General features: G+C 65.7%; 11 protein-coding genes. 4 read left to right on the forward strand and 7 right to left on the reverse strand.

What is annotated here, in order from left to right; translation table 11 throughout:
• Positions 1-53: 53 nt before the first annotated feature.
• Positions 54-689: a ribonuclease HII gene (gene rnhB / locus P1K32_RS10800; RefSeq protein ID WP_276249739.1), complete on the reverse strand. Its 636-nt coding sequence runs from the start codon at positions 687-689 to the stop codon at positions 54-56.
• A 45-nt stretch (positions 690-734) separates the two neighbouring features.
• Positions 735-2,015, reverse strand: coding sequence for a tRNA pseudouridine(54/55) synthase Pus10 (locus tag P1K32_RS10805; RefSeq protein WP_276249740.1), 1,281 nt, complete (start codon positions 2,013-2,015; stop codon positions 735-737).
• A 141-nt stretch (positions 2,016-2,156) separates the two neighbouring features.
• Between P1K32_RS10805 and P1K32_RS10810 the strand changes: the two genes are divergently transcribed.
• From P1K32_RS10810 to P1K32_RS10820, 3 genes are all read left to right on the forward strand, one after another.
• Positions 2,157-2,969, forward strand: coding sequence for an undecaprenyl-diphosphate phosphatase (locus P1K32_RS10810; RefSeq protein ID WP_276249741.1), 813 nt, complete (start codon positions 2,157-2,159; stop codon positions 2,967-2,969).
• Between the two features lie 50 nt (positions 2,970-3,019).
• Entirely contained in the window at positions 3,020-3,886 is an 867-nt protein-coding gene (locus tag P1K32_RS10815) for a CheF family chemotaxis protein (RefSeq protein WP_276249742.1), read from the forward strand.
• 433 nt (positions 3,887-4,319) lie between these two features.
• Positions 4,320-5,267 carry a type IV pilin N-terminal domain-containing protein gene (locus tag P1K32_RS10820; protein WP_276249743.1) on the forward strand — a complete coding sequence of 316 codons (948 nt, stop codon included), beginning with the start codon at positions 4,320-4,322 and terminating at the stop codon, positions 5,265-5,267.
• Between the two features lie 14 nt (positions 5,268-5,281).
• On the opposite strand, the gene P1K32_RS10825 is transcribed toward P1K32_RS10820, so the two are convergent.
• The 5 genes from P1K32_RS10825 to acs all read right to left on the reverse strand — a co-directional run bounded on the left by P1K32_RS10825 (position 5,282) and on the right by acs (position 10,294).
• Positions 5,282-5,518, reverse strand: coding sequence for a DUF8119 family protein (locus P1K32_RS10825; RefSeq protein ID WP_276249744.1), 237 nt, complete (start codon positions 5,516-5,518; stop codon positions 5,282-5,284).
• 1 nt (position 5,519) lies between these two features.
• The gene (locus P1K32_RS10830) at positions 5,520-5,981 is read right to left on the reverse strand and encodes a universal stress protein (protein ID WP_276249745.1); all 462 of its coding nucleotides are present in this window, start codon (positions 5,979-5,981) and stop codon (positions 5,520-5,522) included.
• 2 nt (positions 5,982-5,983) lie between these two features.
• Complete coding sequence (locus tag P1K32_RS10835; protein WP_276249746.1) at positions 5,984-7,660, reverse strand: sodium:solute symporter family transporter; 1,677 nt, start codon at positions 7,658-7,660, stop codon at positions 5,984-5,986.
• Positions 7,657-8,217: a DUF4212 domain-containing protein gene (locus P1K32_RS10840; protein WP_276249747.1), complete on the reverse strand. Its 561-nt coding sequence runs from the start codon at positions 8,215-8,217 to the stop codon at positions 7,657-7,659. Before P1K32_RS10840 ends, P1K32_RS10835 begins: the two co-directional genes overlap by 4 nt.
• A 106-nt stretch (positions 8,218-8,323) precedes the next feature.
• The gene (gene acs, locus P1K32_RS10845; protein WP_276249748.1) at positions 8,324-10,294 is read right to left on the reverse strand and encodes an acetate--CoA ligase; all 1,971 of its coding nucleotides are present in this window, start codon (positions 10,292-10,294) and stop codon (positions 8,324-8,326) included.
• Positions 10,295-10,525: 231 nt separating this feature from the next.
• Here acs and P1K32_RS10850 point away from each other — a divergent pair, with 231 nt between their 5' ends.
• Positions 10,526-11,386, forward strand: coding sequence for a CheF family chemotaxis protein (locus P1K32_RS10850; protein ID WP_276249749.1), 861 nt, complete (start codon positions 10,526-10,528; stop codon positions 11,384-11,386).
• Positions 11,387-11,422 lie beyond the last annotated feature (36 nt).

Below are 11,422 nucleotides of genomic sequence, written 5' to 3' on the forward strand. Positions count from 1 at the left end.
GCCCGTGGCGGTTGTACAACGGCATACAGTTGTGTCGGTTGGACGGTGTGCCTTCAGAAGTCCCCGAGCGACGACTGCTCGGCGGCGGCCAGCACGTCCTCGCAGGTGGACCACGACGAGCGGGCACACTCGGGCAGCTCGCCGTGGCGCTCGACGTAGTCGGCCAGAAACGCCCGCGTGGTGGGGTCGCTGGGGTAGCCCGAGCCCACGTCACCGTGGGCGTCGGCCAACCGTTCGACGTGGCTGTCGCGGGCCACCTTCGCGAGGATGGAGGCCGCGCCGACCAGCGGGTCGGTCTCGTCGGCGCCGTGTTTGGCGGTGAGCGAAAGCGTCGCGTCGACGCGGTCGGCCACCCGACGACCGAAGCGCTCGGCGTCGGTGTCGCCGGCGTCCACCAGCCCCGCGAGCCCGTCCGTCGCCACGCCTGAGAGCGCCTCGGCGTGAGCGGCAACGGTCAGCGTGTTCATGTCCGTCTCGGGGTCGTCGATGCGGGCGACGGGAATCTCCGCGACGGCGACGGCGTCGGCTCCCGCTCGGATGTCGCCGTCCAGCCGCTCCCGTGTCGCGGGTGCGATACCCTTCGAGTCACCCACGCCGTCGGGCAGTGCGTCGGGCTCGGCTCGCACCGCCGCGGCGAACATCGACCCCAGCACGGGCCCTTTGCCGGCCTCGTCGACGCCAAATCGCATGGCTGGTCGGTTCGCGGCGTCGAGTAAAGCCGTTGTGGTCGGCCGTTACACGTCCCGGAAGAACGCCTCGTCGGCGAAGGGCTCGTCCTCGCCCTGGACGTCCACGACGTCCAGCGCCGTCACCACGGCGTCGACGCCCAGCAACCCGCTGAGGCTCGGTTCGGTGCGACCCTCGTCGCTCGAAATCAGCTCCTTCACGTAGAGGCCGCCCGCGCCGTGGATACGGATGTCTGCGTGGGTCGAATCGACCAGCTCGCCGCTGGTGGCGTAGACGTCCCGCGTCCGTGTGAGGTCCGCTCGTCGGTGTGCGACGCGCTGGGGCGTCTCCTGGTGGATGGTCGCCCCCTCGAGCTCCTCGAGGGCGCTCTGGAGGGCCTCGTCGGTGACCGGCTCGCCGAACTCGACGTCCATCCGGTAGGTCTTCGAGGCGTCGAGTTCCTTGACCCGCTCGACCATGTCGTGGGTCGCCAGCCGGAGCCCCTCGACCTCGACCTTGCCGTCGGCGAAGTCGTTGATATCCGCTTCCAGTTGCTCGACGTCGACGTCGCGGACGCGGGGCTCGTCGACCTCGATGACGAACGGGCGCCCGGATTCGAGCATCAGCGCGTCGACGTCCTCGCGGCCGGCGCCGTGGAACGTGCCCGCCTCGCCGTCCATGGCCTCGACGACGACGGGCGCCGAGAGCTGTTCGACGCTCTCGTCGTACCGGAAACCGGTTCCGTCACACCCCTCGCAGGGCTGGCCCTGCCAGCGACCGGTGCCGTTGCAGTCGTTGCAGGGCCACTTGGTCTGGGGGATATCGCGTTCGAGCTTGCGGTAGCGGCCGTAGACGAACGCGGAGTTGACGTTGACGTCGACCTCGTCGGTCGACTGGTCCAGCGTGAACTGGACGTCCGGGCGACCGAACTCCACCTCCGCGCCGGTGATATCGCCGATTCGCTTGCCCACTTCCCGATTGAGTTCGGTCTTCAGCGCCTCGCCGGCGTCCTCGTCGAGGCCGACGTCCTCCCGGAGCAACGCGTCGTTCTCTTCGAGCAGGGGCGGGACCTTCGTGCCGACCTGGTACGTGTTGAACTCGTAGCCACGGACGGCGGTGGCGGCCTGTTCGGCCCACCACTCCACTCGTTCGCTCTCTAGTTCACAGACCCAGCAGTCCTCGGCCGGCTCGAAGGGCTCGTCGTCCTCGAGCGCCAGCGAGACCCGGAGCGCGTGGCCCCGCTCGGCGTTGGCCAGCCCGAAGCTGCGCTCGGCGAACAGCCGACCGAGACAGGAATCACAGAGCGGCCCCGTGGCCAGCGCGGCCCGCGCGTCCTCAAATACGGTCATTGTCGATGCGAGGAGGGCGGCCGGTAACTGCGTTTCGACCTCGCCGTCTCGGGTAGCAGCCAAGCGAGTGAGACGGCCTGCAACCGCCCGTCCCGGCTCCGGACCGAACCAATTTTACCCTCGGCTGTCCGCTGGATGGATATGAACCCCGTCCTCGTCGCCGTCCTGCTGGGTATCCTCCAGGGGATACTGGAGTGGATTCCCGTCTCCAGCGAGGGCGGGGTCGCGCTCGCTTCGACGGTACTCGGGGGGTTCGCACCCGAGGACGCGACGCGGCTGGCGCTGTTCTTGCACGCCGGGACCGCCGTCGCCGCCATCGCGTACTACCGCGCGGACGTCGTCGACATCCTCGACTCAGCCCGCGAGCTCACTCGGCGTCCCTTCGCCGACGAGACGGCCGACCTCTCCTTTCTGGCGATAGCGACCCTCGCCACGGGGCTGACCGGACTGCCGGCGTATCTCCTGCTCGACGCCGCCGTTTCCGGGCTCGAAGGGGGGCTGTTCCTCGCCCTGGTCGGTGGCCTGCTCGTGTTGACGGGGCTGCTCCAGCGCTTCGCCGTCGCGCTGTCGCTGGGCGAGCGGGCCCGGCCGGACTGGGTCGACGCCGTCTTCGTCGGCGCGCTCCAGGGCGTGGCCATCCTCCCGGGCGTTTCCCGTTCCGGAACGACCGTCAGCGCGCTCCTGTTGCGCGGGCACGAGGGCGAGTCGTCGCTGCGACTCTCGTTCCTACTGTCGATTCCGGCGGCGCTGGGTGCCAACGCTCTGGTGCTGGCCGACGACGGCGTGCCGGCTATCGACCCGCTGAGTGCGGTGGTCGCGCTGGCAGTCAGCGCGCTCGTCGGCTATCTCACCGTCGACGCTCTGGTCAGACTGGTTCGGCAGGTCCCCTTCTGGACCGTCTGTGTCGTCTTCGGTGGCCTGGGCGTCGTCGGCGGGTTGCTGGTGGCGCTCTGAGCGGTGGAACTTATATACGAGTCGGCGACAACTCTGTGACGACAGCGGCTATGAGTGGTGACGAACACAAGATACTCGACACGTCCGGCGACTTTCAGTACGTCGTCCGCGGCGGCGAGCCGGTCGCAGACCCCAGATGGCAGTCCTGCCGGCTCATCGTCACCAACAAGCGGCTCATCCTCGCGACCTCGGACGGCAAGACGCCGATTCCACACTCGAACATCTCCGTGCCCGACGACCCCGAGAGCGCCGTGCCCGAGGAGGTCCCACCCGGTGCGACGGTGCTCTCGGTCGGCGACAACGTCCTGCTGGTGGACGCGAGCAACGTCGCCGATTTCGCGTTCGAGTACCGACGGGCGACCCTGCAAGGCGAGGTCATCCTCGCCCGGCATCCCGCCGTCGTCGGCGGGGTCATCCAGGACGACGCCGAGTGGAGCAAGGCCCGGTTCCGACTGGACGACGACGAGGTCCGCCTGCAGTTCCCGGGCGGCGGGTCGACCGTCTTCGACATCGACGACGTGGGAACCATCGAGACCAGCGAGAGCACCGTGCTGGGCGATACGCGGGCAGTCGTCGAGGTCGAACACACCGACGAGGAAGGTCGCAGCGTCGAGACCCACTTCTCCGGAATGGCCTACCACACCGACGCGCTGGAGGCACTCTTCGGGGCCGTCGTCGACGAGCGAGAAGACGACTACGAACTCTCCGAGATGGAGAGCCAGGTGCTGATGGCGCTCTATTCGGGGGTCTCTCCCTTCGAAATGGCCGACTTCGTCGGCACGACGCCGGACGACGTCGAGGAGATATACCAGAAGCTGCTGGACGTGGGGGCAGTAGACAAGGTCCGGACCCGGACGGAGGTCAGTCTGAACGCCCAGGGGCGGAATATGGCGAGTGAAGCGATGAGTGGGGAGTAGCGAGGAACCGAACGGAGTGAGGTTCCTCGAAACGGAACGGCGACCGGAGGGAGCCGTGGGGTAGGGAGATACTGACCCCAGGGAGGTATCTCTAGTTGTGAGCGGGGAGGAACGACCCGCGAGCAGAGAGACATCGAGCGGAGCAAGATGTCTCTACACGAGCGAGCGGGGAACGCAGTGACCCGCGAGCAGAGAGACATCGAGCGGAGCAAGATGTCTCTACACGAGCGAGCGGGGAACGCAGTGACCCGCGAGCACTAGCGTGGTTTGAACGAACGGAGTGAGCGGACCTGGCGGAGTGCAGGTGGTATTTCGGTCTCGCGTAGACCGGGCGCCCCCTCTCGTCGTGGACCAGTGGCGATATCTCCGTCCTGATACAGCGGTCCAAATCGTCGGTACTGTTAATATTCGAGACCTGTATATATAATGCAAATTGTCGACACCGAATAACCGTGCTGTCTCACCAGTCATCGGCACTATTCTGCTCGTCGCGATAGTCGCGGTAATAGCCGCGTTCGGCGGTGCTGCTGTGATGTCGCTCACCGAGGAGCGGGAGCCGGCACCGGAGGTGAAACTGGAGACGCAGCTGTCCGAGGACGGCTACGGTCACGAACTCGTCCACAGACAGGGAGAGAAGCTCGACGGCGACAAGCTGACGTTCCGCGGAGCGTCGGACCCAGATGTACTGTCGGGAACGGAACTCGAGGCGAGCGACAGCGTCGGTTTCTATCCACAACAGCGGGAACTGACGCTCGTCTGGGCCGGCGACCACGGAGCGACCTACGAGCTCGCGACGTTTACTGTGGACCGGACGTTCCCGGCGCCCGACGAGGGCTGTTCGTGGGTCACGAGCGAGTTCGACGACGAGACGGTGAAAGTCGACAGTATCGTGGTCGACTGTGACGTGACGAACGACAGGGACATCGGGGTGGAAAACGGTGGCGCCATCGTCGGTGACGTCACGAGCGAGAACAAAAATGTCGATGTCATCACTGGTGGAACAGTCTACGGAGACGTCGTTGCCAACCACGGAGTGAAAGTCCAAGATGGCGAGGTGACCGGTGCGGTGACCGAACGTAACGAGAATATCAAAATCGACAATAGCTCAGTCGGTGGCACTGTCACGGCTGACAACAAAGAGATAGAGGTCATAACCGGTAGCTCCGTCGACGGCGACCTCGTGGTGAACGCCGACGATATGATAAAAGTCCAGTCGTCGAGTTCGGTCTCCGGTTCGGTGGTCACCGACGGTGACGTGGACCTCGACGACGCGACTATCGAGGGTGACGTCTACGTGGGTGGCTCTTTCGACTGTGACAACACGACCATCGACGGACAGGACTGTGGCAGCTACACGCCGAGGGACCCGAGCGACCGGTGATTTGACCGGCGCGGCTACTCGGCCGCTCGCACCGCCTCCAGCGACCAGAAGAAGCCGAAGTAGGCGACGACGCCACCGAGCAGCGTCAGGTAGTAGAGCCACTCGGGCCCGCCGGGCAGCAGGTCGAAGACGACGGTGACGACGGTAACCCACGCCAGCGCGAAGACGAAGTCGACGACCATCCCGCCACGGTGCTCCTCGACGTGCTCGCCGACGGTTTCGAGCAGCCCTTTCGGCGACGTCATCGCCATCTCACGGCTCCTCGTGTTCGTCGACGACGAGGGTGGGGAGGTGGCTCGACCGGAGGACGCGTTCGGTGACGCTCCCCAGCAGGGCCCGCCGGACACCCGAGCGCCCGTGGCTCCCGATGACGATGAGGTCGATGTCCTCGTTGTCGGCGTAGCTGGTGATTATCTCGTGGGGGGTGCCACCTCGCACCTCCTCGATGACCTCGACGTCGTGGTCGCGGGCCGCGTCGGCGACGACGCCGGTCGCCTCGGCGGCGTCGGCTTCCACGTCACCCATCTCACCGAAGTTGCCCTGTCTGATACGGTCGAGTTGCTCGGAGCCGAGACTGTAGGCGAGCCAGTCGGGGTCGACGACGTACAGCGCGTGCACTGTCGCCCCGTACTTCGCGGCGAGGTCAACAGCGTGCTCGACCGCGACGTTTGCCGTTTTGCTTCCGTCCGTCGGGATGAGGATGTTCTCGTACATTGTCAGTCGTCCGCAGGGGTGTCACCGCCGCTGGAGACGATGTCCTCGGCGGTCTGTTGCTGGCCCATCGGTTCCGGGCTGTGACACTGCCTGACCATCTTCTTGGTCTCCAGTGGCGGTTCGGGCGTCACCAGCGAGACGGCGATGGTGACGATGAAGACCAGTGGCGTCCCGATCAGCGCGGCGCCGATGGGCGGGACGTACTGTGCGTAGATGGGAACGAGCGCGCCGCCCTCTCCGGCGATATCGGCGAGAAAGCCCACGTAGGCCGGCAGGACGCTGTTGATAATCGACGTGATCCACAGCAAGAGGCCGACGGTCATTCCGGCCAGGGCGCCCTGGCGATTGGTGTTCTCCCACCAGAGACCGAGGAAGAACATCGGGAAGAGGACGGTCCCGGCAAGCGAGAAGGCGTAGGCGACGAGTTCGCCGATGAGCGCCGGCGGGTTAAAGGCGGTCACCGTCACTAAGGCCCCGATGCCGACGATGGTCGCGCGCCCGATGAGCACCTGCTGGCGCTGGGTCGCGTCGGGGTTGATGAGTTCTGAGTAGATGTCGTGTGCGACCGCCGACGAGGCCGTGATGAACAGCCCCGCAGTCGTCGCGATGGCCGCGGCCATTCCGCCCGCGGCGACCAGCCCGACGAACCACGTCGGGAGGTCGGCGAACTGCGCAGCGAGGACGACGATGACGTCACCTTCCGCTCCGGACATCGCCTGTCCACCGCTGTAGACTGCTTCCGGTGAGATGTTGTTGACCGCCGCGAACAGGTCGACGCCGAAGGCGGCCATCGCGGGGGCGGCCCAGTACAGGAGCATGATGAAGAACAGCCCCGAGACGGTCGACCAGCGAGCGGTCCGCTCGCTTTTGACCGTGTAGAACCGCACCAGGACGTGGGGAAGCCCACAGGTCCCGACGATGAGGGAAAAGGCTGTCGCCACCCACAGGTAGTAGCTGTTCCCGCCGATAAAGGGCTCGGAGAACTGCCGGCTGAGTTCGCTGAAGAGGGCGCCGTACTCTATCTGTGGCAGGACCGTCGAGTACCCCTCTGAGATGCCGACGACGTAGACGCCGGCGAGGAACGCGACGATGAGGATGACGTACTGGACGGCCATGTTCTTGGTCGCACCCAGCATCCCCGACAGCGCGAGGTAGCCGACGGTGATGGTCATCATGACGACGATCATCGGGATGATGTCCAGACCGAAGACGTACTGGCCGACCAGCCCCATTCCGCGGGCCTGGCCCACCGAGTAGACGTACGCGATTAGCAGCGTGGTGAAGGCCGCCAGTGCGCGGGCAGTGGGCGAGTTGAATCGGTCGGCGACGAAGTCCGGGGCGGTGTACTTCCCGAACCGGCGCATCTGTGCGGCGAGGAAGATGAGCAAGACGAAGTAGCCGGTGGTCCAGCCGACGATGAAGGCCAGGCCGTAAAAGCCCGAGAGCGCGACCAGTCCGGCCAGGCCCAGGTAGGAGGCGGCCGACATCCAGTTGGCGCCGATGGCCATCCCGTTCTCGATGTTCCCGATGCCCCGTCCGGCGACCCACATCCCCTCGGTGTCGGCAACCTTGAACACGTAGCCGATGACGAGGAAGGAGGCCATCATCAGGAAGACGATGATGGCCGGCAGTAGTTTGAACGAGATGTCGAGCGCCTCGGCCTGCAGCGGTATCGTCATCGCTGGGACCTCCCGTCAGAGCGCGACTCTGATGCGGGTCGCCTCGTTTCACTCGGCTCACCGCCGTCGGTCGCGGCGGTTTCACCGCTCTCGGCGTCGCTCTCCACTTCGCCCGAATCGGTCCGGCTGTGGTCGATACCGTACTTGTCGTCCAGCTTGTCGCGCTGGCGGGCGTAGACGGCCGCCAGGATGAGCGCGCCCGTCGGCGCGCCGAAGCCGACGAGGAAGTAGTGCCACGGGAAGCCAAGCACCGGCATCGTCGTGGTCATCACCTCGGGCGCGATGGCCGTCAGCGTCACCGGCCCGAAGACGATGAGCGCCCAGGTGACGAAGCCGGCCCAGACGATTCTGAGGTGGTCGCGCATATAGGCCGTGCTCGGCTTCAGCAAGTTCACCTCCTCGTCGAGATAGTCCGTGTTCCGATGACGCTGTGCTGCTTGCGAGATACCACCATCGGAGCGAGGCTCCGATGCGGCTCGTCTCGTTTCACTTGACCCGTTGCTTTCGACAGCGGCGGTGTCGTCGCCCGCCGTTTCGTGATTGTGTTTGTCTGGCATGGTTGGGTTCGTCTCTCTCCCCCACCGTGTTCGAAAATCGGTTCTCCGGGGGTGTTCGACGCCATGACCCAGTGGCGCCGTCCGGGCGTCTCCGCCCGGAGCCCCCTCAGTCGTCGCTCATCTTCGACTGGATGTCACTGACCACGTCGGGGTTGCGCAGCGTGCTGGTGTCGCCCAACTCTTCGCCGTTGGCGATTTCCTCCAGCAGCCGGCGCATTATCTTCCCCGAGCGGGTCTTCGGGAGTTCGGGCGTGAAGATGATGGCCTCCGGCCGCGCGATTGGGCCGATGGCGTCCTCGACGCCCTCGACGATTCGCTGTTCGAGGTCGTCGGTCTCTTCGGTGCCGTCCTCGGTGATGACGTAGGCGTAGACGGCTTCGCCCTTGATGTCGTGGTCGCCGCCCACGACGGCCGCCTCCGCGACGCCCTCGACGCCGACGATGGCGCTCTCTATCTCCATCGTGCCCAGCCGGTGGCCCGAGACGTTGAGTACGTCGTCGACCCGGCCAAGCACCGTGATGTAGCCGTCCTCGTCGATCTTGGCGCCGTCTTCTGGGAAGTACACCCACTCGTCGCGGTCGGGGTTGGAGTACTCCCGCCAGTACTCGTCGACGAAGCGCTCGTCGTTCTTGTACAGGGTCCGGAGCATCCCGGGCCAGGGCTGGTTCACGACCAGATAGCCGGCTTTCCCGGCACCCACGGGGTCGCCGCTCACGTCGACCACGTCGGCGCTGATACCCGGCAGCGGCGGTCCCGCCGTCCCGGGTTTCATCTCCCCGATTGCCGGCAGTGTCGTCAGCATCATCCCGCCGGTCTCGGTCTGCCACCAGGTGTCGACCACGGGGCAGGACTCCTTGCCGATGTGTTTGTAGTACCACTTCCACGCGCGGGGGTTGATGGGCTCGCCGACGGTCCCCAGCAGGCGAAGGCTGGAGAGGTCGTGCTGGTTGGGGTACTCCGTGCCCCATTTCATGAACGCGCGGATGGCGGTGGGGGCGGTGTAGAGCTGGGTCACCTCGTACTCCTCGACGATCTCCCAGAGCCGGTCTTTCTCGGGGTAGTCCGGCGTCCCCTCGTACATTACCGTCGTCGTCCCCAGCGCCAGCGGCCCGTAGACGATGTAGGAGTGGCCGGTGATCCAGCCGATGTCGGCCGAACACCAGTAAGTGTCCTCGGGCTTGATGTCCAGTACCGCGTGGCTCGTCCAGGCGGCATAGGAGAGATAGCCCCCGGTCGTGTGTTTGACCCCTTTCGGCTGGCCCGTGGTCCCCGAGGTGTACATGAGAAAGAGCATGTCCTCGGCGTCCCGGGTGACGGGCTCGACAGTCGCGCCCTCGTGTTCGGCGACGAGTTCGTCGTAGTCGTACTCGCCGTCTTTCATCGGGTGGTCGTAGTCGTCGGCTAACCGGTCGACGACCACGGTCTCGACGTCGTGGCCCACGTCTTCGAGCCCCTCGTCTGCTTTCTCCTTGTGGGGCAGCGGGTCACCGCGGCGGTAGTAGCCGTCACACGTCACGAGATACTCGGAGTCGGCCGACTCCATCCGGGTCGCCAACGCGTCCGCGGAGAAGCCCGCGAAGACGACCGAATGGGGCGCGCCGATGCGGGCACACGCCAGCATGGCCACCGGGAGCTCCGGAATCATCGGCATGTACATCGTGACCACGTCGTCCTCCTCGACGCCGAGGTCGCGCAAGGCGGCGGCGAACTCGTTTACCTCCTGGTGGAGGTCCGCGTAGCTGTAGGTGCGTTTCTCGCCGAGTTCGCCGATCCACTCGATGGCGGCTGCCTCGCCCCGATCGTCGAGATGTCGGTCGAGACAGTTGGCCGAGGCGTTCAGCTTCCCGTCTGTGAACCACTCGTAGTACGGGGCGTCGCTGTCGTCGAGTACCTGGTCCCACTCGGCCTCCCAGTCGAGTAGGTCGGCCGCCCGCTCCCAGGCGTCGGGGCCCGCTTCTTCGAACTCGTCGTAGATGGCAGGGTCGGCGACGTTGGCCTGCTCGACGAACGACTCCGGTGGCTCGAAGACGTCCTGTTCTTCGAGTCGTGCTTCGAGTTGGACCTCATCGTCTGACATGGTCTATCATAGACAATCACGGGCGTTGTTGATAAACGCCGGGGTCGGTCACCCGTGGTAGGAACCACCTACGTCCCCCCAGTATTGTACTGCGGTGTCCGGAACGGGGCACCGATGGCCGGCGTCAGCTATCGGGATGGGCGCGGCGTCGCAGTCGGCCCGTTCTCAGTATCGACACTCGCGGCGCAACCTATTAACGCCGGCCTCGATAACGACGGCACAGAGCGGCCCATGAGCGACACAGAGAAGAAAATCGCCGATATGCAGGGCCAGTACCTGCAGGCGGTCTCGCAGGGCCAGCGGCTCACCGACGCCGAGTGGCAGAACTGCCGCATCATCCTCACGACCGAGCGCGTCGCGCTCATCGCCGACGAGAAGCGACAGGTCGCACTGACCGACATCGACCGCATCGCCGACCGGTTCGACGTGAACCAGCAAAGCGCCGGCGTCTCCGAGTACGTCGCCCTCCACGTCGGCCCGGACGTCCTGCTGGTCTCGGCGTCGAATCACGAGGCATTCGAGACGGACTTCTACCGGGCGAGCCTGGACGGCGCGGTCATCCTCGTCCAGCACCCCGCGGTGAAAGGCGGCGTCGTCCAGAGCAACGAGTGGACGAAGGGCCGGCTGAAGATATCGGACGAAGCAGTCAGGCTCGCGATGGCCGACGGACAGGCCGTCGATATCGAACGGACGGACATCGGCGACCTGACTGTCGAGGACAAACAGGTCTCGGGCGAAGAGCGGACCGTCATCCAGGTCGAACACAGCCAGGACGACATCAGCGTCGAGACCCACCTCGCCGGCGAGGAGTTCCACGCCACCGTCCTCCGGACGATGCTAGAGGACAGCGCCGAGCAGAACCGCGCCGACCTGGACCTGTCCTCGACGGAGAAACGCGTCATCATGGCGCTGCACTCGGGCGTCTCGCCCTTCGACATCCCGAACTTCGTCGGCATCGACGTCGAGAAGACCGAGGCGATTTTCGACCGGCTCATCGAACTAGACGTCATCAGCGTCCTGCGCGAGCGGACCGAGGTGTCGCTGACGACGAAGGGACGGCGGGTTGCGGGCGATAGGATGGGAGAGCAGTAGCGAGACGATGAACGTAGTGAATCGTCTCGAAGCGGA

This window comes from Haloarcula rara, from assembly GCF_029338235.1.
Taxonomy (GTDB): domain Archaea; phylum Halobacteriota; class Halobacteria; order Halobacteriales; family Haloarculaceae; genus Haloarcula; species Haloarcula rara.

What these genes read in the sequence shown, in the direction of transcription:
- rnhB (WP_276249739.1), bottom strand. Translation starts at nt 689, where the DNA reads ATGCGATTTGGCGTCGACGAGGCCGGCAAAGGGCCCGTGCTGGGGTCG.
- P1K32_RS10805 (WP_276249740.1), bottom strand. Translation starts at nt 2,015, where the DNA reads ATGACCGTATTTGAGGACGCGCGGGCCGCGCTGGCCACGGGGCCGCTC.
- P1K32_RS10810 (WP_276249741.1), top strand. Translation starts at nt 2,157, where the DNA reads ATGAACCCCGTCCTCGTCGCCGTCCTGCTGGGTATCCTCCAGGGGATA.
- P1K32_RS10815 (WP_276249742.1), top strand. Translation starts at nt 3,020, where the DNA reads ATGAGTGGTGACGAACACAAGATACTCGACACGTCCGGCGACTTTCAG.
- P1K32_RS10825 (WP_276249744.1), bottom strand. Translation starts at nt 5,518, where the DNA reads ATGGCGATGACGTCGCCGAAAGGGCTGCTCGAAACCGTCGGCGAGCAC.
- P1K32_RS10830 (WP_276249745.1), bottom strand. Translation starts at nt 5,981, where the DNA reads ATGTACGAGAACATCCTCATCCCGACGGACGGAAGCAAAACGGCAAAC.
- P1K32_RS10835 (WP_276249746.1), bottom strand. Translation starts at nt 7,660, where the DNA reads ATGACGATACCGCTGCAGGCCGAGGCGCTCGACATCTCGTTCAAACTA.
- P1K32_RS10840 (WP_276249747.1), bottom strand. Translation starts at nt 8,217, where the DNA reads ATGCCAGACAAACACAATCACGAAACGGCGGGCGACGACACCGCCGCT.
- acs (WP_276249748.1), bottom strand. Translation starts at nt 10,294, where the DNA reads ATGTCAGACGATGAGGTCCAACTCGAAGCACGACTCGAAGAACAGGAC.
- P1K32_RS10850 (WP_276249749.1), top strand. Translation starts at nt 10,526, where the DNA reads ATGAGCGACACAGAGAAGAAAATCGCCGATATGCAGGGCCAGTACCTG.